Below are 25,049 nucleotides of genomic sequence, written 5' to 3'. Positions count from 1 at the left end.
TTATTTAATTATTAATTGATAAAAGAACATTACGTATTGACATAACATCAATTACTAATTCCATAAGCGGGTAATATTAAAGCCAATGACGAATTTGCCGCCTTTAACTTTCGTACCATCTGCCTGCGTATAGTTAAAAGCACTATTGGTATTATACAGGTTGTTTTTACCCTGGTTCAGCATGGAATAGTTACCCATAAACAGTTGAAAAGTATGGCCGCTTGTAGCAAACTCAAATCCAAAAGATAAATTAGGGCTTGGGTTATCGGTAGCATGCTTTGTTAGCGGTTGATCATAATTAACTATCACAGCGGTTGCGTCGCCTAACTTATACCGGCCTGAAATAGCAACAGCAAAGTGGTCGTGTTTCATTTCCTGGAAAATAGTTTGGCCGGTACTGTCATTTTTTGTGTAGTACCCCTTTACCGCATTTTGATGCGTTATGCTTGGGGCTACCTGTAAAGACAGTTTATCATTAATCTTACGGGCAATAATCAACTGGTTAAAAGAAATTATGCGGTCTGAATTATGGGTGAAAAGTGTGTTACCTACATCTTTCCGGGTATCAATTGCCAAATCGCCATAGTAGGTGACGCTTACGGGGTAGGTACCTTTGGTTTGTTTAATGATAGCGTATTTTGCGCTTCCGTCCCAAAGCATATCAAACTTATCAAGTCCGATACCCAGGTTAAGATTATTGATGGGAGCATAGCTAACACCGATGCGGATGTTTGATGAAGCGAACAGGCCCCAAAAATCCTCGTAGCCTTTGTCAACGGTTCCAAACCTGTGCTGAATATCCATTTCAAATGTACCTTTTACCGGTACCATTACAGTTTGATTGTCAATTATCCACACGCTTTGAAAAGTGTTTTTTACCGGTTTGGGCTTTGATGGAGTAATTGCTTCTTTCGCTACAGCAGCACTATCCTGCGCTTGTAAGTTGGTCTGTATTAATAACAGGCAACTACCCATGCATGCGATTGCTGTGAACAAACGGGTTGGTAATTTTATTTTTAGTTTCACGTCGTTATTTTTTAAGTCACTTAATTATTAAGAGCACCGGTTCTGATCCAGTCATAAATTTTTTGCCTGTCAGCAGCATTTGGGATATGCACCTGCATATTCCCGTTAATCTGGATATACAAATCGCTTTGGGCCGGAATAAGGGTATTAACAAATCCGCCGTTTACCAGGCTATTGTATGAAACCGCTGTTTCCATGTCAGGTGCCTGTGCGCCGGCAACGTGACAGCCTGATAGGGCACAATTGGTATTAAGTATCGGAGCTATGTCTTTTTTATAGCTATACTCTATCGGAGCAGCATTTGGATCGGTTCCGGGAGTTGGCAGGATAACATCTTTATAGCATCCTGTGGCGCCAACTATCATTACCAAAAGGACCCCGGCAATTATTATAAATCGTTTCATCGTAATTCGTTTTTAACTATTTATTGTTGAAGTTGGCATTAACTACTATGCTTACTTTGTCGGCAACTTCGGTGTTTATAATACCGAAATCAGCTTTATTGATCTGGAACTCCAATTTTAGCCCAAACTCACTATTAGTGGCTCCCGGTACAAGTGTTTCAGGGATATAGGTTAATTTACCGGTGATTGATTGTGTAACCGGCGCGGCACCGCCTCCCTGCCAGGTAAAATCAAAGGTTGCTATGTAACCATTGCTTGCTGAATCAAAAGCCACTGAAGTTGTTTTGATGTGGGCAACATTAGACACAGTAAGGTTTTGTGTGCCGGTTACAATTTTGGTAGTACCAAAAGTAGTGATCAAACAGCCCCCATCACGGCCAGGCTCGCCTGTATTAACCTGGTTGGTTTGTATGTACCCGGCAAAATGTGTCTTGGCAGGTTCGTTTTCATAAAATGCCCATGAAGTATCAGGCAATGGTTGCTTGGTTGTAATATAATTCTGCATTAATGCATCCTTCAGATCAGCAACCCCAAATTGATTAAATTTACCAGTAAGGTCAGCACCTACTTCTAAAAATGGGCTGGACCAGTTAACGGCACTGTGCACCTTATCGAATTTCCATTGAGTGGTATCGCCAACCGTTACACCCGGAAGGTGAATATGCTTGCCGTGAGAAATTTTTATCCCGGTTGATACAGCAGCGGGCAAAGGTTCATTTTTATGCGTGCAACTTGCAACTAATCCGTAGCCGCTAATAAGCACCAGAACAATCATCATTATTTTGTTAAATCGTTTCATAATAGTTTTGTTAAATTTTTGATTGTGTATTTATACTGTCAAAAGTATGGTGCCGAATTTTACAATTTAATGACGGGTATACGTTAATAAAGTGACCTTTATCATATAAATCAAAAACCCTTTAAATGCGCCTTAGCTTGTACTTTTTATAGAGAATATCCAGTGTAAATAATAGGATTATAAGGGCCAAGACACCAATGTTAAGGATCACGCTGGCAGCCAATACTTTCATATCATTTTTTACCATGTCGTTGTCTGCCGATTTGGCGATGAGGAGGCCAAAGAGGTCCGCAGCTATGAAATAGAAAAATGTACAACTATGGAGTAAACTTATAACGGGTTGTTTTTTTAGCGCAGGAATCAAAAAAGCAATGGAAAGGATTCCCCATCCTATCAGGTAGGGCTGTTGAATGGTGAGCCGGACGTGCTCCCACGAATAGTCGGGATAAAGTCTTTTTAACTGGAACCCCAGGAATAAAACACCTATAAATGCATAAGAAACAGGCAAGAGCGAAATGATCCGGCTTGTAAACTTCCCTTTTTGCTGTTCATTTCCCCAAAAGAAAAGCATTACTGTATAAACCAATGCATAGCCGGAGAAAAAAGCCATCGCTTCCAATTTCTGTATGGATGCTAAAAAACTGTTATCCATAAAAATAATTTCGGACGGTGTTTAATATTAAAAACTATAGGCTATTAAACTAATACCAGGTTAGCCGATATCATTTTAAATAACCGCCGCAAGTTACATCCGGATGAAAGGCTGAAATGTGACCCCTGTCATTTTAAAAGATGACCCTTCAACATCTTCAGATGAGTGTAAATTTGAGGGGTATTAACCGGTGAAGCCACATTGCCGATAAATTGACAAAATGCCGCCCAATGTTGCAGGGCGGCAATAAATTGTATTAAATTTTAAAAAACTGATTATTAAATTATTAGCCCCGCGCTGTCTGTTTTAGGTTAAAAGCCGATTCCGCTTTTAAATCCCACAAAAAAGCGCTACCTTTGCGCAAAATTTAGAGGCGCATTTTCATGCAAAAAATAAGAAATATAGCGATCATCGCTCACGTTGACCACGGCAAGACTACCCTGGTTGATAAAATATTACACGCTTGTTCAATCTTCCGGGATAATGAATCAACCGGTGAACTGATACTTGACAACAACGACCTGGAGCGCGAGCGCGGGATTACCATCGTTTCAAAAAACGTTTCGGTAATGTATAAAGATGTTAAGATCAATATTATTGATACTCCTGGTCACGCCGACTTTGGCGGTGAGGTTGAGCGCGTACTTAAAATGGCCGATGGCGTTTTATTACTTTGCGATGCTTTTGAAGGTGCTATGCCTCAAACGCGCTTTGTAACGCAAAAGGCCTTGGCCCTTGGCTTAAAACCTATTGTTGTTGTAAACAAGGTTGACAAAGAAAACTGCCGTCCCGAAGAAGTTTACGAACAAATTTTTGAATTGTTCTTTAACCTTGAGGCTACCGAAGACCAATTGGATTTCCCGGTTATCTACGGTTCGTCAAAACAAGGCTGGATGAGCACCGACTGGAAAGTTCCTACGGATAATATCTTTCCTTTAATGGATGCTATTTTAGCAAATATCCCTCCTGCTCCAATTGCTGAAGGTACTTTACAAATGCAGATCACATCTTTGGATTACTCTTCATTTGTGGGCCGTATAGCTATAGGACGTGTGGCACGTGGTACTATTAAAGAAAATATGCCGGTATCATTGGTTAAACGCGATGGTACTATCCAAAAATCAAGAATAAAAGAATTATACACCTTTGAAGGCCTTGGTAAGGTAAAAACTACTGAAGTAAGCTCGGGTGATATTTGTGCCGTTGTAGGTATTGAAGGTTTTGATATTGGTGATACCATTGCCGATTTTGAAAAACCGGAGCAACTGGAAGTTATCCATATTGACGAGCCTACCATGAACATGCTGTTCACCATTAACACTTCACCGTTTTTTGGTAAAGAAGGCAAGTTTGTAACCTCACGCCACCTGCGCGATCGTTTATACAAAGAAATGGAAAAAAACCTGGCGCTTAAGGTTGTTGAAACCGAATCGCCTGATTCATATTTAGTGTATGGCCGTGGTATTCTCCATTTATCAGTACTGATCGAAACCATGCGTCGCGAAGGTTACGAATTACAGGTTGGTCAGCCACAGGTTATCGTTAAAGAAATTGATGGCGTTAAATGTGAGCCGGTTGAAACCCTGATAGTTGACGTACCGGGTGAAGTTGCAGGTAAAGTGATTGAACTGGTAACACAGCGCAAAGGCGACTTGTTGGTAATGGAGCCTAAAGGCGATTTACAGCACCTTGAATTTGATATTCCTGCACGCGGTATTATTGGTTTACGTAACAACGTGTTAACTGCTACCGGCGGCGAGGCTATTATGGCACACCGGTTTAAAGCATACGAACCATGGAAAGGTCAGATCCCAGGCCGTTTAAATGGTGTATTGGTGTCAATGGATACTGGTAAAACTACTGCTTTCGCAATTGATAAATTACAGGATCGTGGTCGTTTCCACATTGATCCGGGAGTTGATGTTTACGAAGGACAGGTTTTAGGCGAGCATATCCGCGATAACGATTTGGTTATTAACTTAACTAAAGGCAAGCAGTTAACCAACATGCGTGCATCAGGAAGTGATACCAACGTGCGCATTGCACCTGCTATCAAATTCTCTTTAGAAGAATCAATGGAGTATATCCAGGCCGACGAATACATTGAGGTTACCCCGCAAAGCATCCGTCTGCGTAAGATCTTCTTAAACGAAAACGAAAGAAGGATTAACGCTAAGAAATTTGTAAATCAATAATTGAGTTACAATACTTGTAAAAAAGGCTGGCAGTTTAAATACTACCAGCCTTTTTCTGTTTTCAATAAAACTATATCGCGTTAATTGTTTAAATAATAATGGTATTTACCGGCTGTTTGATAAGCTTTTTGTGGCGTCAAAAAACAGGTGAAACCTGTTAGACATTTGATTGAACAAGTTTTGGTCAATGCAATAAATAATGCCGGTTTTAACTGTATTGGTTTTAATGATTCCCAATGATTTTAATTCAAGAATATGCTTGTCAATAGTTCTTGAATTATAACTATTGTCGTAAAAAGCTTTTTTGCTGATTGAATTTCCACTTTCAATTATCATCCGCAAAATAAAAACTCTTACAGGCAAAGCCATTGCCCTGGCAAATTTTGACAACTGCACATCATTATCAGTAAAATCCTCGGATAAAAAACTCATTGATAAACAACCGGATTAATTTGGTCAAAATTCAAAAAAGCCACTGCAGGTAATGCAGCAGCTTTTTCACACACTAATGATAATTATTTTACAGCACCAGGTGTAGTGTAAGGTGTTGTTTGCGGGTCAAAATTAGCCCAGCCTGCAGTCCAGTCGGTAGCACCAAATGCACCACGGTAAGTAACTTTATCAAAAAATGAATCAGTTACTTTTGCATTGGTAAACAATGCGCCTGTTTCTGCTAATGAACCGGTTTTAACCGTAAAAACAGGAGTTCCTGGACGGGCAAAGTCCGATGAAAATTTAAACGGATCATTAATCAGCGCATCAGCGTATAAAGTTGCATCGAAAGTATTTTTGGCTCTTAAGTTTGCCTCGAAAATTGCTTTTTGAACAGCGTTATCGCCCTTTACTTCGTTGCCTTTTTTGTTGCTTCCGTAAATGATGTTATTTTCAAATACCAAACGGCCTGCTGTATAGTTGGTTGATGTTGAACCTGCAGTGGTAACTTTTGAATCGTCAATGTAAATACCTTCAACAAAGCCGGCAAATACTGAGTTTAAAATACTCTCGGCAGAGTTACGGCGAATTTGAGCGCCGTGCTGATAGTTTGCATTTACATTGCTTGGAACAGTAAGGCTTGAAATTGGGCCTAACAAAGTCATGTTTGAAAATACAGCCGAAGTTTGCGGGGTTTTATCAGAACCTGAACCGTCATTGTCTGATTCAAAACCATTTGAACCCGAAACGTCAGCAATTGTTGGATAGCGTTGACCCAAACCAAACTGAACTTTGCCCGAGAAGCCAAAATCAGTATCAAAATCATCATCCAAACCACCTATAGCCATAAGGTGTTTTGCGTTTACAGTACCACCGAACCACTCAAAGCTATCATCGCCAGAGCGGTAAACTTCAATATAATCCAGCGTGGTACCTGCACCTACACCACCCATTGTTAAACCGTTGATCTCATTATCAGGTGAAAAGGGGATCCCGGCGTATTCAATACGGACATATTTTAATGTACCTGAATTATCGTTAGCATCAGTACCGCCATATTGAATGTACTTGGCGGCATCGCCTTTGGCATCAAGGCCACCTTCAATAGCAACGTTGCCACCCTGGTTAACCGGCGCTTTTCCTAAAAGGATAATTCCGCCCCAATCGCCTGCATTACGGGTTCCGGCGGCAAATGATGATGTAAATACAATCGGTTTATCAGCTGTACCCACAGCCATAACTTTGGCACCACGGGTTACAATCAGGGTACCTTTACTTGCTTTATCGCCTTTAATTATGGTGCCGGGCTCAATAGTAAGCGTAGCACCGTTGGTAACATAAACAAATCCCTTTAAAGTATAGATCTTGTCTGCTGTCCAGGTGGTGTTGGTTGCAATATCGCCTTTTACTTCTACGCCTGATGACGCAGGGTTAGTAACCGGGGGATCAATAGATGAGTCTTTCTTACTACACGACGTAGCAAAAATAGATGCGCTTAACGCTAATAGTAATAATGATTTTTTCATGTTGTTTTATTGGTTATTTAAAATGTATAATTAAATGATAATGAATAATTTGAACCCGTATTATAACTTCTGAAAGTATTACCAGTGCCCGATGGGATGTAAGGCTTTCCGTTTAGCTGGTAGGTAAAGTTGTATTTCTGATTCAGAATATCGCTGCCGCTAAGTTTTACTTCACCTTTGCTTTTAAGCACTTTGTAGCCAACCTGCATATCAAGCACTGTACGCGGGCTTTCATATATACTTGAGAACCTTTGTCCGCCTGCATAAAAAATCCTTTTCCCAAGGCGGTTTAGCAACACATTTATGGAAAGCGCATTATTAAACTCCGTATGCAATAAGCCAGCGTTGAATACATAAGGTGACTGCCCTACCAACTGGCGCGACTTTTCAAGCCTGGTTATACCATCATCAGGGTTAGTGATCTTTGATTTATTGATAGAAAGGTTAGCGTAAGCTGTTGTATTTTTAAAAAACTGCTGACCGCTTATAAAATCGAGTGTTTTTCGTGCCTCCATTTCAAAGCCATACACGTATGCTGATTTTGAATTAAAGTAGCTGATAGTGGTTGATGAGTTTACATCGTCAATAACCGGTTCAATGGCATCTGTGAATTTTTTATAAAAAGCTGATACAGAAAACACCTGCCCTGCCGACGGATAAAATTCATAGCGCAGGTCCGCGTTGTCAATAATAGTACGTTTTAAGTTAGGGTTACCCTGCAACGTCGCCAGCAGTTCATAGTCATAATAGGCAAACGGAGCAAGTTCCCTGAATTCCGGGCGGGCAACAGTACGGTAGTAAGATGCCCTGAAGTTTGCCTTTGGTGTTAGGGAATAAGTAAAGTTTACCGATGGCAACAAATCAGTATTATCCAATTGCGTACGCGGCTGGCTAACACCAGTTTCTTCCGTATTTAATTTCAGGTTGAACTTCTCAACCCTTAAACCATAAACTACCCGTATGTTGCTGCCTATTTTGCTGTCCAGCATTAAATAGCCGGAGTTGGTAAAGCTGTTTGCTGTGTACCTGTCCGTTGGGTTTGAGAGCTCTTCTAAACCGAACAGGCCTGTGTTAGTAACGTTGCGGCTGAATAATGATTGAACAGGCCTTTGCAGGATACTGTTAATATCATAATCCTGGTTGTTTTGGTCAAGTACAAGGCCGATGAACCGGGCATTAAATTTCCTGTCGCGGTACTGGGAATAAACACCAGCCTTTAAAGTACTTTGCTCAAATACCTTTATAGGAACACTATAATCTACCTTACCAGAGTAGATATTCTCATTCAGTGTTGAAAATACGCGTGCATTTTCTTTACCAAGTGAGGTAACCGTTGCATAGTAGGGTTCGCCGGGGTTGCTTTGTTTGTAGTTAACTTTTTTCTGATCGGGCTGATCGTTCTTTACATTGCTGTAGCCCAGGTTCCATTTAATTTTTGAGCTTTTGTTACCCAGGGCGTGCTCACCCTCTATGGTTGATTTAAGTAACGATTTCTCTAACAGATCATAAGCATAAAAATGATTGTCTGAACTGGTAGTGCTTGTATTTGCGCCAGTACGATAAGTAAACTGATCGTCAAAAACACGATTATAAAGATTTTTAAATGTGATTTTGTTTTTGCCGAAGCTGTAAGCAAAATTTGCCAGAGCGCCTACGTTAGTCGAAAATTTATTCTGCTGATTATGGTAATCAAAGTTATCAAACTGCTGAACCAGGTTTGGGATAACGGTTTGGGTGTTGCGGTAAGTAAGCGAAACTGTTGTTCCAAAACGATTTTTGTTTTGGCCAATCTCCTTTACATTACCTACCGTAAGCTGGTAGTTTTGACCCGGAAAGGCTTTGCTGTTATAGATATTAAAATTATTGTTTAAACTGTTGATGGACTGTATATTTTGCTTGCTGCTAAGTTGCTTGTTAACAATCTGGCTGGTTGAGGGAAAATTACTGCTCAGCTTGCGGCTGCCGTCATCAAATCCAAAATAGTCGCTGGCAGACCGGAAACCGGTATTGAAGCTTTTAAATGTACTTTGTGTGTTATAAGAATAGCCTATTCCGAAATTTATGAAGTTCCTGTCCGGAATATCTTTAGTAGAGATCTGTACGCTGCCACCGGCAAAGTCGCCTGCGATATCCGGACTGGCCGTTTTGCTGATAATAATGTTATCAATAAGGTTAGAAGGCACAATATCAAACGAAAATGCTTTACGATTGGGCTCAGTGCTTGGCAAAGGTGAACCATCTAACGATGCACTGTTATAACGATCACTTAAGCCGCGCACAACAACAAACTTATTGTCCTGTATAGTAGCGCCGCTCACCCTTTTCAAAACGTCACTCGTGTTCCTATCCGGCGACCGCCTGATCAGCTCGGATGAAATACCATCAGAAATAGAAATACTGTTTTTTTGGATAGCATATAAGGCTCCTGTAGATTCCTGCTTGTAGGTAGCCTTTACCACAACCTCATTAAGCGTTGCCGATTTAGCCTGCATTAGGGTTACATCCAATTGTGTGGCAACGCCGGCCTTTACTTCGATATCAGATACAGCTTTACTTTCGTAACCGATATACCTTATTAATACGGTGTATTTACCCGGCGCTATACCACTGATTACGTAATGGCCTTCCACATCGGTGGCTGTACCACTTGTGGTTCCCTGGATTCCGGCGGTTGCGCCTATTAATGTTTCACTGGTTTTACCATCAAGTATCTTACCGACAATTTTCCCGGTTCCCTGGGCAAAACCTCTTGTATTAACAACCCCTATTAAAAGGAATACCAATGCTGAATATATAGCTCTTTTCACTTAAATTATTTTGATGCAAAGCTATTTCTATCAAAATTTATTAAAGATTTTCTGCCATTATCAAACCATTATATGTTTCAGTTCAGTACGTTACCAATGGTTCAATTTCATAACCATTTACATTATTACAGGCCTATGTCTTTGTAATTACGCTAAAACCTGATCGTTATTTAGCAGCGCAATTTGCTTCATCATTTTATCAAAACCGGCGTCCATCAGCGCTATATTTTTAAGCTTGTCATTAACCTTACCTAAAACGCGCAGGCAGTTGTACATCTCCTGCCAGGTCAAGTCATCCGCCATATTCTCCTCAAATACGCTGAATAGATTACTCATAATACCAATCAGATAATTTGCTTTTGGTGTAAGTGAAATAAGTTTACCCCGCCTGTCTTTAAAGTTTACTTCTTTGGTAACATATTGTTTGCTTTCGAGCAGGGTAATAATGGGCACCATGTTTGATTTCTCTATCTTCAGCGTTTCACAAATAGCCTTTTGGGTAGTTCTGCCTCCCGCCCTGCTGATCAGTAATATAATTTGATAATGCTGGTAGATATCTATTTCCTTTAACGCCCTGGATAAATATTGCTGGTATGATTTATTAACCTGCATAACCTGCAGGCTTAAGTCTTCTCCAAAATTCATGATCAATAAACCTTAACCCTGTGCCAGTGAAATGACAACAGGGTAATTAATAATTAAGTTAATTAAACTGAGGTGGCTAAAAAGCCGGAGAAGTTAAATAAGGAATGTTTGGAGTACGAGAAATAGTTGCGGTGCCTGGAATGGCGTTTTGCCAAACGAAAAATTAAACCGAAAAAACTTTATGGCTAAAAGACCTGAACTTATGCAGAATAAGCTAAACAGCAAACAGATTACCGCAACAGCCCCTATCTTTAGTAGTACAGGCGGTGTTGAAAGGTGTCTTTTAATGATGAAATCAAAGCTGATATCATGCAGCCCATGCTCAAAATATTGTTGATGAGAAACGCCAATTGCACTAACGGCATGGTTGTAATGATGGTGGCTTGTATTTCCTGTAAAAATGCCCGACAACGGCAACCCAACAATAACCAATACCGCAAAAAAGAGTAAAAATATTGTTAAAGCTTTCAGTATCCCGCGCATTCCACTTTGTAATTTGCAATACAAATATTTGATTATTAAACCCGCTAACCAACTGTAATTAATTTGTTAATGAAAAGGTAACAACAAATTAAACTTGAAATCTTCGAACTGACAAAGCGTACAGTAATGAAAGGATGCTTCCTGTTTTTTAATACATTTGTGGAAATATGCGTTTCCCAAGTATCCCAGGTTTTGAACAGCAGGCATTTGAAAAGTATTTTAAAAATACAGGCTGGTTAATGATGGCGCGTGTAGGCGGACTGGTAATAAAAGTAATAATCACAAATTTTGCTTTATCAAACTACCTGGGGCCTGCACAATTTGGCGTATTAAATTACCCAATGGCTATTGTTACCTTTTTTATGGCGATAGCTTCCCTTGGTCTTGATGGTTTTGTAACCCGTGAATTACTACATGATCCTGAAAAAAAAGATGTCATATTAGGTACCTCCTTTTGGATGCGTTTAATAGCCGGCATTGCTACATTACCACTGGTATGGTTAGTTTACGTTATAATAAACAACCATAAGCACCTCGATACTCCATTTAGTTATGTTTTCATAGTTGCTTTTGTTTCAGTTATTCAGTCGGTAAACATTATCGACAGTTTTTTTCAGTCAAGGGTGCAAGGAAAGTATATAATGTACGTGCAAGTTGCTGGTAACATTGCATCAGCTTTAATTAAACTGGCATTCATTATCTTAAAGCTCACATTAATATGGTTTGTTTATTCTTTGGTATTTGATGCAGTTCTGATAGCTACCGGCTATGTGCTTATCTACAGGCAAACAAACAATCATTTATCCAGCTGGAACTATAACGGCAAAGTAGCGGCTTATTTATTTAAACATTCGTGGCCGTTGGCTTTTTCTGCTGTGTTGGTATCTATCTACATGAAAATAGACCAGGCCATGATAGCCAGCTATCTTGACAGCAAACAATTAGGCATTTATACCACTGTTGCGCAGTTAAGTGAAAGCTGGTATTTTATCCCAGTTGCAATAGTTACCTCCGTTTTCCCTGCAATTATGCATGCAAAAAAAACAGATCAGTCCCGTTATAAGCTACGGTTGCAAAACATGTACGACATAATGGTTGTAATAAGTTTAAGTATTGCCATTATCATGAGTTTTGGTTCATCCGTAATTTACCATGTAGTTTATAAAAATCCTGAATTTTGGCCAGGTGCCAAGGTATTAGCGGTACATGTTTGGGCAGGAATTTTTGTGTTTTTAGGAAGTGCCAGCGGCCAATATTTAATTGCCGAAGGCTACACCAAATTATCAATGCTAAGAACCGGCGTAGGCGCTATAGTAAATATTGTACTCAATATTTTTCTTCTGCCTGCTTATGGGATTCTTGGTGCTGCGTACGCAACCCTTGTCGCCTATTTCGTGGCAACATTTTTAATAGTACTTATCCCAAAAACAAGAGAGCAGGGTTTATTAATGTTTAAATCATTATTCTTAATTTCACTCGCTCAAAAAATCATTAAAAAATGAGTAAACTAAAATTACTTTATAAAGTGTTTGCCAGTCCTAAGAGACTTAAAACGCTTTTATCATTTAACGATAAAGGCTATTTAGACGAAATTGGTTGGTTTAATGCTTATGACGCTAAATCTCCGGTTGATAAGGAGAATAATCCTATCCCTTGGGTTACTTATTCCTTTATTGATTTTATTAAGACGCACCTGAAAAGCCAGCACTCAGTTTTTGAGTTTGGCTCGGGTAACTCCACCTTTTTTTATGCTAAATATGCGGGCCTCGTAGTTTCAGTAGAGCATGATAAGGAATGGTTTGATAAAATAGTAAGCACCAAGCCCAACAATGCCGAAATGATATTCTGTGAACTGGTACGCGATGGCGACTATTGCCGTATGCCAGTAAAACTGGAAGAAAAATTTGATATTATAATTGTGGATGGTCGCGACAGGGTAAACTGCTGCAAACAAGCAATAAATGCACTATCTGAAAACGGCGTAATCGTATTAGATGATTCAGAGCGCGACTTCTATTTTGAAGGTATCAGCTTTTTAAAAGACAAGGGGTTTAAAGAGCTATCTTTCAGCGGCATTTCGCCTGGTTTGTTTTATCGCAAGTCAACTTCTGTTTTTTATAAAGCAGCTAATTGCCTGGATATTTAATTTATCCTTGAGCTACCACATAAAAAAAACAACACCCCTAATTAACAGAAGCCTGGTTGTTATTGCTATTTTTTATATATTTTCACTTAAAAAAGTATCGAGGCGCGAAAATTTCATCAACAGGCTATTTAATAATAGTTTTGTTAATTTTTTGAAGCGAACATTTAATTGATTAATTATTAAACACAATTACCCGGCAGCGTTTTATTTAAATATGATAAACAGAAGCACCCATTATTTAGTATTGCTGGTACTTCTCTTATCCGTAAATTTTTGTGGCGGTGCTGCGCTCATTAAACCTTTACGCACCGACAAGAACAATAATAGAGAACGCTTAATAAAAAAGCGGGCTGCGGGCCACATAACCGCTTTTAAAGTTCCGGGACAACTTGCACCTGAAATAATTGATGAGGCTAATCATTCCATTTCACTGGTAGTGCACGCAAGCACCAACAGGTCTGCATTAACCCCAACCATAACCCTTGATCAGGGAGGCTCTACCGTAACACCAAATTCAGGTGCCCCTAACGACTTTACAATTGCACAGGGGTACGTTGTCGACGGTTCAACATTTTATTCGGTTAACGTATTGCCGACCAGGGCTCTTGCCCCAATTTGTGCCGGAACATCAACCACCGTCCCCGGCGACCCGCCTCCCGGAATCCCGGTTATCAGCTACGCGTGGGAAATACTTGATGCAACCAATAACTGGGTGCCTGCACCCGGCCCAAATTCAATTACCAGCTCTGATTATCAAACCCCTGTACTTGCCGGAAATCCAAACTCGCCGATGCTCTACACCTACAGGCGGGGCATAATAACTGCATTTGGTACTGCATATGATTCATATACTGATGTTACAGTAAACCCATCAACACCCATTTCAAATAATAATATTACAGCGCCCGGCACCTCAACTTTTTGCGCCTCAGGACAGGCAACAACTATTACCGGCAGTGCGCCTTTAGGTGGCTTGAGTACCTATACTTATCAATGGCAGTCATCCACAGACGGCAGCACTTTTACGGACATCGCCGGCGCAACAATTGCAACATTCGATCCGCCGCTATTAAACACTACTACCTGGTACAGACGTATGGTAACTTCCGGCACCTGTACCGCACCGTCAACCAGTAATTTAGTTAAAATCACTATACAACCTGCGCTGTCAAATAATACGATAACCCCTCCGGCAACGGTGCTATTTTGCGCTACCGGCAGCCCTGCTGTTATTGCAGGAACATTGCCCACCGGCGGCGATGGCATTAATTACACTTACCAATGGCAAAGTTCGTTAGACGGTGGCAGTACTTTCAACAACATAATTAATAGTGATGTAAAAGATTACAATCCCGGCACGATAGCGGCTACAACGCTTTACCGGCGGACAGTAATTTCAGGCACCTGCAGCACACCATCGGTTAGTAATAGTATTACCATAACTGTACAAACGGCATTATCAAACAATACCGTAACACCACCTGCCAATATAACGTTTTGCGCCACCGGCAGCCCGGGCGTTATTACAGGAACGCTACCTGCCGGTGGCGATGGCATTAATTATACCTACCAATGGCAAAGTTCATTAAATGGTGGCAGCACTTTTAACAACATTTTAAACAGCAATGTGAAGGATTATAATCCGGGCGTAGTAACCACCACCACGCTTTACCGGCGCACGGTAATATCTGGTTCCTGTACTACGCCATCCGTAAGCAACAGTGTTAAAATCAGCGTGCAACCTGCGCTGTCAAATAATACCATTACCCCACCAGCTACAGTATTATTTTGCGCTACGGGCAGTCCGGGTGCTATTGCCGGAACATTACCCACCGGCGGCGATGCTATAAACTATACTTACCAATGGCAAAGTTCATTAGATGGCGGAAGCACTTTCAACAACATCTTAAACAGTAATGTGAAAGATTATAATCCAGGTGTGGTTACCGCAACAACTGCTTACCGGCGCACGGTAATTTCAGGCAACTGCACTATACCATCCATCAGTAACAGTGTTACAATCACGGTGCAGTCTGCGCCATCCAACAACACAATAACCCCACCGCCGACAGTGTTATTTTGCGCCACAGGCAGTCCAGGTCTTATCACCGGATCGTTACCAACAGGCGGCGATGGCATAGCTTATATTTACCAATGGCAAAGTTCGTTAGATGGCGGTAATACGTTTAACAATATCTTAAACAGCAATGGGAAGGATTATGATCCCGGTGTGGTTACCGCAACAACTGCTTACCGGCGCACAGTAATTTCTGGGGCGTGTGCTGCACCATCCATCAGTAACAGCGTTACCATTACTGTTTATAAAGTTCTTTCAAACAACCTTCTCACCGCACCAGCCACCGCTGCCTTTTGCGGGCCCGGCGACCCGGCGGCTATTACCGGTAGCCTACCTACAGGTGGCGACGGCGCATATACCTACAAATGGCAGCAATCAACAGATAACACAAGTTTTACAGACATTGCCGGTGCCGTTGCTAAAGATTATGACCCGGCATTATTAACAGTAACTACTTATTACAGGCGGCTTGTTATATCCGGCACTTGTATAACACCTGTTATAAGCAATGTAATTGAGATACACATCACCAATCCGTTAACAGTAAATACCATTGGCTCTCCGCTTACCACAACATTTTGTACAAGTGTTGATCCGGCAGTTATTCCCGGCGGCTTCCCTGCTGTTGGAGATGGCCCAAATACTTTTATTTACCAGTGGCAACGCTCATTGGATGGCACTACATGGACAGATATCCCCGGCGCAAACTCAATTGATTATGATTCGCCCCCAATTATGGTTACTACTTCACTTCGCCGCAATGTAACTTCGGGTGCCTGTATGGTACCCCTATCTAGTAATGTGGTGAAATTCACTATAATTGACAGCCCGCCAAACATAACAACAAACCCGGTTGCGCCAATATGCGCAGGCAATAAGGCGGTTATTTCGGTAACCTCACCCAGTGCTGCCTTAACCTACTTTTGGTACAATTCACCGACAAAAGACTTTATATTATTTACGGGACCGGTTTACACAACCGATCCTTTAACAGCCAGTCAAACCTTTTACGTGGAGGCTTCCAACGGCACCTGCAACAGTCCTATACTGGCGAGCGCTGCAGTAACAGTTATCCAGTTGCCTTCAGTGCCTGCCATAGTTACCAGCCCGGTTACTACCTGTATGGGTTCAGTAGCGGCTATTGATATCGCAAACCCGCAGGCAGGCCAAACCTATAACTGGTACACCACGGCAACCGGCGTAACACCAATATTTACGGGCTCCAGCTTTACCACTCCGCCCGTTACCGCTAACATTACTTATTACGCCGAAGCGGTAAATAGTTCGGGCTGCGCATCCTCAAGCCGCACACCCGTGCCGGTTTCAGCAATCGCGTTGCCAGTAATCACGGCACATGGGGCAAGCGTTTGTCCCGGCGAAACGGCAACTTTAACAATAGACCGCCCGGACCCTGATGTAATTATAAACTGGTATACAACAGCCACCGGGGGCATCCCGATATTCACAGGGAGCAGTTTTCCCGCCCCGCCCGCTAACGCAAACATAACATACTTTGCAGAGGCTGTGAGTGGTGGCTGTATTTCAGCTTCACGCGCTGCGGCAATGGTACAAATAATTAAACCGCTGCCTGCGCCTATTGTCAGTGTTGAATCAGCCCTTGCGCCAACAATAACATTTAAATGGAATGCTGTAACAGGCGCCGCAGGATATGAGGTTAGCCTGAACGGCGGCCAATCGTTTACAGACCCTAGTTCCGGAAGCGGGGGAACAACGCATACGGTACAGGGCTTATCAATAGGGCAAACCGTTACCATTGTAGTACGGGCCACCGGCGACTATCCTTGTCAGCTTAGTAATAATTCAATACAGGTATCAGCCACAGCCATTAATCCGCTTATTGACCAAATTTTTGTTGCCAATGCATTTACGCCTAATGGAGACGGCAAAAACGACATTATTTATGTGCACAATGAAAATATTAAAACCCTGAAATTTTACGTATACGACCAATGGGGCGAATTGTTATATGTTTCCCAAAGTCAGCAAAATGGCTGGGATGGGACTTTTAAAGGTAAAACTGAACCGGCAGGCGTTTATGTTTACTACCTTGAAGCGATAATGAACGACGGACAACTGGTGAAGAAAAAAGGCACCATCACATTATTAAGGTGAAGAAATTAATTGTAATTATATCCGTTTTACTCCATTTGGGGGCAATCAGCACTTTAAAGGCGCAGATAGACCCGCATTTTTCGCAATATTACGCTAACCCGTTGTGGCTCAATCCGGCATTAACCGGGGTTATTGATGGCGACACCCGCATAAATGCAAACGCCAAAAATCAATGGACCGGTATCCCTAACGGCTATAAAACAAGCGGGCTTTCGGTGGATTTCCGCTCGGGCGAGAAAGCAGGACTTGGGTTCAACGTAATTAATCAAAGTGCAGGTACTGCCGGATACAATTATTTTGCGGCTTATGGCTCATACGGCTATGGCGTGCCCATCTCTGCCGACGGTACGCAGAAACTGCACTTTGGCATCCAGGCAGGCATCATTAACCGCAGTTTTGACCCCAGCAAACTTCAGTTTGATAATCAGTACACCTCAATCATTGGCTTTGATCCCACAGCGCCAAGTTTCGAAGGCTTTTCAACCACCAGCGCAACGGTATTTGATGCCAGCGCAGGTGTTTTTTATTACGATGGCGACCCAATCCATACCGCGAATATGTTTGCAGGCTTAAGTGTTGCGCATCTTACCTCACCAAAAGACCCCTTTACTAACGGGAGCATTCAAAGCAGGTTGCCGGTGCGTTTCACGGCCCACGCAGGTGTAAAGATCAAAGCTTCTGATGAGTTTGACATCACTCCTCATGCCATTTACATCAGCCAGCAAAACAGCAGTATTAAAGCGCTTGGGGTTTACTCTGAACTAAAATTTGAAGACAATAACGGGTTAATATTGGGTGGCATGTACCGTATTGGCGATGCGGCCGTTGCCGATGTGGGCTATCACCTCAAAAACCTGGTAATAGGATTAAGCTACGATGTTAATACATCAGCGCTTAAAAGTGCAACTAACGGACAAGGCGGCTTTGAACTTTCACTGGTTTATATTTTCCGAAAAGGGCCAATTAACCCCGCTGCGGTTTGTCCTAAGTTTTAAGCCCCAGGCGGTGGCCTGCTTTGGAGAGGATTTAGGCAAAGCGATAAATAAATAAAACTTTACCCGTTTTAAATATTGAATACCATAAATTTGAACCCTGTATAATTAAGCGACATCATGCAACCATCTGCCCTTAGCGATAACGTTAAAACCGCCTACGACGAATTCTATGAAAAGCACGACGAAGCCTGGCGGATGCTTGGTGCCAAATACAAGGCACAGCATATTATTGATGTTTGCCGCGGGCGCGTCTTTAAAAAAGTACTTGAAGTGGGCGCCGGCGATGGCAGCATTTTAAAGTTGTTGGCCGACCGGGATTTTGCCCCCGAATATCACGCAGTGGAGATCTCGGAAAGCGGTGTTGAGCACATCAAAACCCGCAATATAAAAGATCTGAAATCAGTACAGCTGTTTGATGGTTATAAACTGCCTTTTAATGATAACAGCTTCGACCTTATCATTTTATCGCACGTTTTAGAACATGTTGAGCACGAGCGCATCCTGTTGCGCGAACTAAAGCGGGTGGCCCGCCACTTTGTAATAGAAGTACCGCTTGATTACCGGACAGGAGTTGATAAAAAAATTAAACATTTTCTGGCTTATGGCCACATTAACGTGTACACCCCAACATCCCTGCGTTACCTGTTGAGTACCGAAGGTTTTGTTGTGGAGGATGACCTTACATCAATGATTGAGCCCGAGGTTACCCGCTTTAATACCTATATCAACCGAAAAAAATCAAAGAGTCTCCTTACCGATCTGAAGATCACTGCCGAATATGCAGTTAAAAACAGCCTTGGAAAAATCTTCGGTAAAAAAATGGACGAACAATTAGCCAGCGCTTATACCGTTCTATGTAACAAAGCCGAACAACACCTCGAAATATTCTGATCTGCCATATACAATGCAAAACCTTGCCCCGATAGCCCTTTTTGTTTACAACCGGCCCGAGCATACGCGCCGTACCATTAGCTATTTACAAAAAAATTTACTGGCAGATGAATCGCGGTTGTTCATATTTTCTGACGCGCCAAAAACCGCTGATGATAAGGCTAAGGTTGATCAGGTGAGGCAGCTGATAAAAGAAGTATCAGGCTTTAAGTCGGTTAAGATCGTACTCCGGAAAGAGAATCTCGGCCTGGCCAATTCCATTATAAGCGGGGTTACCCAACTGGTTAATGAGTACGGCAAGATCATTGTTTTTGAGGATGACCTGCTATCGTCGCCTTATACCCTGCAATACTTTAACGAAGCGCTAACCCGGTATGCAACCGAAGAGGGAGTGATGCATATTGGCGGATATATGTACGAACTGGCGGATAAAACCCTCCCGCAAACCTTCTTTTTCCGCGCCGCTACCAGTTGGGGCTGGGCCACCTGGGCAAGGGCGTGGGTAAATTTTGAAGACGATGTGGATATACTGCTCAACCAGTTCGACAAACATAAAACCGACCAGTTTTCCATTAACGGCACCATGAACTTCTGGAAACAGCTAACAGGGTTCAAAGCCGGCAAAAACAATTCGTGGGCCATCCGCTGGTATGCTTCTATATTTTTAAAAGGAGGCTTAACCCTCAATCCATCCACCTCGCTGATCCAAAACATAGGCAATGATGGCAGCGGTGTACATTCAAATAAAGAAAATATGTACCAGGTGCGGATAGCCAAAACCGCCATCAAACAGTTCCCTACCGAAATTAAGGAGGACCTGCAAGCATATGCTGCAATAAGGCATTTCCTAAAAAACCGTAAAGGCAGCTTTATCAAACGCGGATTAAGGTTTGTGAAGCAGTTACAGGTAAAGTATTTGGTGAAGAAATAAAATAGAAACACCTTCTAAACTTCGTTATTGCTTCAAGCTTGTCTGCAAGCAGCAATCCCGCAACGAAGTGACTTTTGAGTTTCTACCCCTTCAATCCTTCTATCTCCTCCAACGTCTTTGGCAAATATTTACCAAGCAGCTTACTGCCGGTATCCGTTATTAAAAAATTATCCTCAATCCTTATCCCGCCAAAATCACGGTAGGTGTTCAGCACATCGTAATTAATAAAATCGGCGTATTTGTTTTCGGCCTGCCAGCGGTCAATCAGCTCAGGGATGATGTAGATACCCGGCTCAACGGTAAGCACAAAACCAGCTTCCAGCTCACGGCCCAGGCGTAACGATTTGAGTCCGAAAATGGAAGTTTCTTTTTTAAGGGCATCGGTGTAGCCAACATATTGCTCACCAAGGTCTTCCATATCATGCGTATCCATACCCAGCATGTGGCCCAGTCCGCATTGAAAAAACATAGTATGCGCACCCGCTTCAACAGCGTCGGCGGCATCGCCCTTCATAATACCGGCATCGGTTAACCCTTCCACCAGTTTCTGACAGGCGGCCAGGTGAATCTCTTTATACCTTACCCCCGGCTTAAGCATACTGATTGCATGATCCATGGAGTCCAGCACCACATTGTATAACTCTTTTTGCCTGCTGGTAAAGCTTTTGCCAACAGGAAAAGTACGGGTAAGGTCGCCGCCGTAATGCATGGCGTTTTCAGCTCCTATATCACTCAAAACCATCCGGCCTTCCTGTAAAGTATTGCCGTAATAATGGGTATGGAGCGTCTGTCCGTAAGTGGTGATAATAGCAGGGTAGCCCAGACGCGCATTATTGGCAATAGCCACTTCGTGTGCCTTAGCAACCAACTCGTACTCCTTAATACCTGCGCGGGTATGTTTAATAACCGCCAGTTCCATATCTACGCTAACGTTCACTGCCTTTTCCAGTTCAGCAACTTCAAGCGATGTTTTTATAACACGTTGCCCAACAACAGCTTTTATCAGTTTTACAGAAACATATTTAGCCAGATCAGCCAGACTGGTGTTTAACCATGCTGCCAGTTTTATTTTATTTTCGGGGCGATAAGGCGGCAAAATATGTACCGGCCTGCCCGATGTTATTGCTTTATGGATAAAATGAATTACCTGGTCATAAGGTTTCGTTTCGCCAACGCCAACCATCGAGGCCATTTCACTTATGGTTGGCAGGGTGCCTGTCCAAACAATATCATCAATAGTCAATTCATTACCAAAGATCACTTCCTCGCCGGTATCGGTATCAATAATGGCGGCCAGCCCATGGGTATCCAGGCCGAAGTAATAAAGGAAGCTGCTATCCTGCCTGAACAGGTAGGTATTGTCCTTGTAATTCATACTGCTATCCTCGTTACCCATTAACAGGATAATGCCGTCATGACCAATGTTTTGTTTTAAGACCTGCCTGCGGTCGGCGTAAACCTGTTTGTCAAAAAGGTGAAGTTCCATGCTGCAAATATAACCGGGATTTGGGGATTTGAGGGGATGTCACGATAATTTGAACTATAATTAAAGGATTTTTGGAATGTTATAATAAAAAAAACTTGTCATTGCAAGCAATCGCGGCAACCGCCTACCTTACAAACTATACGCCATTCCGTTCGCCTTGTAAAGTATGCGGTTGCTTCTTCCCACGCAATAAACCTGGTGGAAAAAATGTGCGCCTATTTCAACTCTTTCATTATCTCCTCAATAGCGCGATCCAGTTGCGGATCTTTATTTTCAAGCCTGTCAGTAAAGCCATTTTTTACATAAATATCCGGGCTCACACCATTTTTTTCAATGTCCTTCCCGTCCAGTGTAAAGCAACCCCAGGCCGGGATGCGGTAAAACGATCCGTCAACAAGGCCTTTACCACTGGTAAAAATTATCCAGCGATAGGTTTCCGTCCCAATTATCTTACCCAGTTTCAGTTCTTTAAAACCCTGTGCTGTCATTTCACCATCGCTCAGGGTTTGCTCATTAACCAAAAGGATTATCGGCTTTGCTGCAGGTGCGAAATTGGGCTGCGGGCTTTTCTTTCCGCCGCGGTATTGCCATTGCAGGTAAGGCCGCTGCGATAAAAATCTTAAAACGGCGTCGTGCACGTTGCCACCCGTGTTATAACGGAGGTCAAGTATCAACGCATCTTTTTTGTAAGCATCATCAACCATATCCTCCAAAAACTTCTCGAGTGACGATCCGCCCATATCTTTCATGTACGAGTAAGCTATTCGGCCCTTACTTTTATCAGTTACCGCCGTCCTGTTTTGATCAATCCAGGTATCATAAAGGTCTTCAACCAGCGCGCGTCGTCCCTCCGGGTGAATTTTGGCGACGGTTTCTTTACCATCTCTCAAAAATGTCAACTCTATTTCCTTATCTTCTGATGGCTTTGTGAAATAAATATTCCGGTCCTGCTTTTCATCAACTGTTCGCCCATTTACCGCCTTTAAGCGGTCGCCCGCCTTCACGTCAATTCCCGCTTTGTCAGCATTACTGTTTTTCAACACCGATACTACTTTATATGGATCGTCGTTATCAAATATTATCCCGGTTTCCATTGTGGCGTAGTTCAGGTTTTTACGCTCCTCGCTGCCATTAGAGTAAAACCCCTGGTGCGATGAATTGAGTTCGCCCAGCATATCGTTCAGCAAAATCCGAAGATCGTTCCTGTTGTTCACAAAGGGCAGATAGACGCTGTAACGGTCATGCATTTTTTTCCAGTCGGTACCATGGAAGTCGCCGTCATAATAGTTCTCTTCCAGCCCGGCCCAAGCCTCGTCAAACATCTGCCTGAATTCGCCATCCAGGTTGCGGTCAAACTTGTAGCCTATGTCTATTTTATCCAGTTTATTATTGTCAATATTAAGTGTATAAATATTACCGCCGGCAAGGGCGTAGAACTTATCACCTGCGATAGCTATGTCGTACCCACTGATATCATCCCCAACTTTCTCCGTTTTATTTTCTTCAAATGGCTGGATAGTTGTGCGGTAAAGCGCCCATTTACCTTCTGCATGATTAGATACGAAATATACCAGGGTCTTCTCCCCTTTTTGAATTACGTACGGGGCATGCTGGTTCCCGAAATCAGGACTGATCTGCTCCAGCCGCTTCATCACATCTTCGGTATCTATAACGATATCGGCAGGCGGTTTTGGTATTGGCTGTTCAGATAATGGCTTCTTTTTAGTACTCGCCTTTTTGTCTTTATCCTTTTTATTGGCAGTGCTGTCCTTTTTATCTTCCTTAAACAGTTCCCTCAGCTTATCCAAACGAAACGCCTCATTAAATTTTTGAAGCGGCATGCGGTAAACATGCATATCACCCGAACCTGTTGGATAGAGCGGTTGGGTGCGCACAGATGAAAAATAAATGTACTTTCCATCGGGCGACCAAAAGGGTTCTGTTTCTGTAACCCCGCTGTTGGTAAGATTAACCGTTTTTCCAGATTTGATACCATAAATAAATATATCCTGCTCAAAATTGCGGTAAGCAGTGTAAACAACGTATTCGCCGTTTGACGAGATAAATGGCTGCGAATTTTCAAATCCCCAGATCTCATCGTTGGCAACCGGTTTGCTTTCAAGCGTTTTAAGGTCTATCAGGCGCACTTCGTTCCTTCCGCTTAGATAAACACCTTTTGTATGTTCCTTATTTACCGTTATTTGCCTGTTATTTGCCTTGTCACTTGTAATTACTTTCGCTTTCGATGGCTTGTCAACCGCGACAGTATACCAATTACTGTATCCGCCTGAAGTTTGGCTGAACAGCAGCGATTTATTATCCGGCAACCATTTCACATCGGTAACGCGTTCGGCATTCCCGCGTTCAACTTTTGTAACAAATTTGCCTTCAACATCACTCACAAACACCTCGCCGCGCGATACGAACGCCATTTTCTTGCCATCAACCGATACATCCATGGCTTCAATTTTCCCCTTAACATCAAACTCCTGCTCTTTGGTCAGCACATCGTTACGGGAAATAGTAAGGTTCAGTTTCTGTGCCTGCTTTGATGTCACATCGTAAACAAACAACTGGTAATCTTTTTCAAAAACAACCTTTTCGCCATTAGCGCTTACAAATGGATTTTTAATTGATGAGTTAAATTGTGTTAGTGCCGTTTTTTTTTCGTCAATAAAGGTGTACAGGTTGTATTCCCCATTTCCTTCGTCTGATGCAAAATAAACGTTCCCCTTTTGATCTATGGTTGTCCAAAAGTCTTTGCCGATCCAGTTGGTGTATTGCTTATAGGCTTTTGTTTTGGGGTTGTACGATTGGATATCAGGATTAAAGGCCCCTTTATAATGCTTGCGCTGTGGAAAAATATAACTTTCCCAACTATCGCTAAAAAATAGCTCGCCTGTTTGCGGGTGTTCAACCACATCATGTATGGTGTTAAAAAAATTCCCAAAAACGCGGGTTGGCGTACCTCCGTTAAGGCCTATCCGGTAATCGCTGATATCGTTGTACCTGTTTGAAGTAAAGTATAGGGTCTTCGAGTCCCAGCTCCATGAGTCAACCTGGTCATTGGCGCTGTGAAAGGTAAGTTGTTTGATCTCACCGCCCGACAACGGCATTACATATACATCGTTATTGCCAAACTGGTTTGATGAAAATGCCAGCCATTTACCGTCGGGCGATACATGCGGCCGGGTTTCTTCCCCGCTCATAGCCGTGATCCTGCTGGCTACCGGGTTGTTCAGATCTGCTTTCCACAGGTCGCCCTCATAGCTAAAAATAACCGTCTTACCATCGGGTGTAAGTGTAGGGTTCGACGTAAAATAAGCTTCATTGGTTTGCGCTTTGGAAAAGCTTTGGAAAAGCATTGCTGATAAAAAGACAAGGTAGATTTTCTTCATATTTTTACATTGAATGATGTAAA

The 25,049-nt window shown here is 42.4% G+C and carries 18 protein-coding genes; 7 read left to right on the top strand and 11 right to left on the bottom strand.

The genetic code is table 11. From position 1 onward, the window contains the following. Nucleotides 1–54: 54 nt before the first annotated feature. The 4 genes from MuYL_RS05530 to MuYL_RS05515 form a co-directional block, all read right to left on the bottom strand. Nucleotides 55–1,026, bottom strand: coding sequence for a DUF5777 family beta-barrel protein (locus MuYL_RS05530; RefSeq protein WP_157740629.1), 972 nt, complete (start codon nt 1,024–1,026; stop codon nt 55–57). A 20-nt stretch (nt 1,027–1,046) separates the two neighbouring features. After that, on the bottom strand, nt 1,047–1,430 hold the full coding sequence (locus MuYL_RS05525) for a hypothetical protein (protein ID WP_094569582.1): 384 nt from the start codon (nt 1,428–1,430) through the stop codon (nt 1,047–1,049). Nucleotides 1,431–1,446: 16 nt separating this feature from the next. Beyond that, nucleotides 1,447–2,229, bottom strand: a complete 783-nt coding sequence (locus MuYL_RS05520) for a YceI family protein (RefSeq protein ID WP_094569581.1) — start codon at nt 2,227–2,229, stop codon at nt 1,447–1,449. A 121-nt stretch (nt 2,230–2,350) separates the two neighbouring features. After that, nucleotides 2,351–2,881 (bottom strand): hypothetical protein, encoded by a 531-nt coding sequence (locus tag MuYL_RS05515; protein WP_094569580.1) that lies wholly within the window; start codon nt 2,879–2,881, stop codon nt 2,351–2,353. A 383-nt stretch (nt 2,882–3,264) separates the two neighbouring features. Between MuYL_RS05515 and typA the strand changes: the two genes are divergently transcribed. Then, the gene (typA, locus tag MuYL_RS05510) at nt 3,265–5,076 is read left to right on the top strand and encodes a translational GTPase TypA (protein ID WP_094569579.1); all 1,812 of its coding nucleotides are present in this window, start codon (nt 3,265–3,267) and stop codon (nt 5,074–5,076) included. Between the two features lie 105 nt (nt 5,077–5,181). Here typA and MuYL_RS05505 read toward each other — a convergent pair whose 3' ends face one another. The 5 genes from MuYL_RS05505 to MuYL_RS05485 all read right to left on the bottom strand — a co-directional run bounded on the left by MuYL_RS05505 (nt 5,182) and on the right by MuYL_RS05485 (nt 10,969). Then, on the bottom strand, nt 5,182–5,508 hold the full coding sequence (locus MuYL_RS05505) for a hypothetical protein (RefSeq protein ID WP_094569578.1): 327 nt from the start codon (nt 5,506–5,508) through the stop codon (nt 5,182–5,184). Nucleotides 5,509–5,591: 83 nt separating this feature from the next. Next, nucleotides 5,592–7,034 (bottom strand): hypothetical protein, encoded by a 1,443-nt coding sequence (locus MuYL_RS05500; protein WP_094569577.1) that lies wholly within the window; start codon nt 7,032–7,034, stop codon nt 5,592–5,594. 17 nt (nt 7,035–7,051) lie between these two features. Then, nucleotides 7,052–9,841, bottom strand: a complete 2,790-nt coding sequence (locus MuYL_RS05495; protein WP_245845786.1) for a TonB-dependent receptor — start codon at nt 9,839–9,841, stop codon at nt 7,052–7,054. Nucleotides 9,842–9,988: 147 nt separating this feature from the next. Further along, nucleotides 9,989–10,486: a MarR family winged helix-turn-helix transcriptional regulator gene (locus MuYL_RS05490; protein ID WP_094569576.1), complete on the bottom strand. Its 498-nt coding sequence runs from the start codon at nt 10,484–10,486 to the stop codon at nt 9,989–9,991. Between the two features lie 93 nt (nt 10,487–10,579). Next, nucleotides 10,580–10,969, bottom strand: a complete 390-nt coding sequence (locus MuYL_RS05485) for a hypothetical protein (protein ID WP_094569575.1) — start codon at nt 10,967–10,969, stop codon at nt 10,580–10,582. Nucleotides 10,970–11,136: 167 nt separating this feature from the next. Between MuYL_RS05485 and MuYL_RS05480 the strand changes: the two genes are divergently transcribed. The 6 genes from MuYL_RS05480 (at nt 11,137) to MuYL_RS05455 (ending at nt 20,142) form a co-directional block, all read left to right on the top strand. After that, nucleotides 11,137–12,471, top strand: a complete 1,335-nt coding sequence (locus tag MuYL_RS05480) for a flippase (RefSeq protein ID WP_094569574.1) — start codon at nt 11,137–11,139, stop codon at nt 12,469–12,471. Beyond that, nucleotides 12,468–13,115: a class I SAM-dependent methyltransferase gene (locus MuYL_RS05475; RefSeq protein WP_094569573.1), complete on the top strand. Its 648-nt coding sequence runs from the start codon at nt 12,468–12,470 to the stop codon at nt 13,113–13,115. The genes MuYL_RS05480 and MuYL_RS05475 overlap by 4 nt, the downstream gene beginning before the upstream one ends. A 214-nt stretch (nt 13,116–13,329) precedes the next feature. After that, the gene (locus MuYL_RS05470) at nt 13,330–17,325 is read left to right on the top strand and encodes a gliding motility-associated C-terminal domain-containing protein (RefSeq protein ID WP_094569572.1); all 3,996 of its coding nucleotides are present in this window, start codon (nt 13,330–13,332) and stop codon (nt 17,323–17,325) included. Beyond that, nucleotides 17,322–18,320: a PorP/SprF family type IX secretion system membrane protein gene (locus MuYL_RS05465; RefSeq protein WP_157740627.1), complete on the top strand. Its 999-nt coding sequence runs from the start codon at nt 17,322–17,324 to the stop codon at nt 18,318–18,320. The genes MuYL_RS05470 and MuYL_RS05465 overlap by 4 nt, the downstream gene beginning before the upstream one ends. Nucleotides 18,321–18,437: 117 nt before the next feature. After that, complete coding sequence (locus MuYL_RS05460; protein ID WP_094569570.1) at nt 18,438–19,211, top strand: class I SAM-dependent methyltransferase; 774 nt, start codon at nt 18,438–18,440, stop codon at nt 19,209–19,211. Nucleotides 19,212–19,224: 13 nt separating this feature from the next. Further along, the gene (locus tag MuYL_RS05455) at nt 19,225–20,142 is read left to right on the top strand and encodes a glycosyltransferase (RefSeq protein ID WP_094569569.1); all 918 of its coding nucleotides are present in this window, start codon (nt 19,225–19,227) and stop codon (nt 20,140–20,142) included. A gap of 82 nt (nt 20,143–20,224) precedes the next feature. Here the strand turns inward: MuYL_RS05455 and MuYL_RS05450 are convergent, their stop codons facing one another. Next, nucleotides 20,225–21,628, bottom strand: a complete 1,404-nt coding sequence (locus MuYL_RS05450) for an aminopeptidase P family protein (protein WP_094569568.1) — start codon at nt 21,626–21,628, stop codon at nt 20,225–20,227. Between the two features lie 215 nt (nt 21,629–21,843). Continuing rightward, a complete protein-coding gene (locus MuYL_RS05445) occupies nt 21,844–25,026 on the bottom strand; it encodes a S41 family peptidase (protein ID WP_094569567.1) in 3,183 nt (1,060 codons plus the stop codon). Nucleotides 25,027–25,049: the final 23 nt, after the last annotated feature.

The organism is Mucilaginibacter xinganensis (assembly GCF_002257585.1).
GTDB classification, from domain to species: Bacteria; Bacteroidota; Bacteroidia; order Sphingobacteriales; family Sphingobacteriaceae; genus Mucilaginibacter; species Mucilaginibacter xinganensis.
This window is presented reverse-complemented; position numbering and strand designations above follow the sequence as displayed.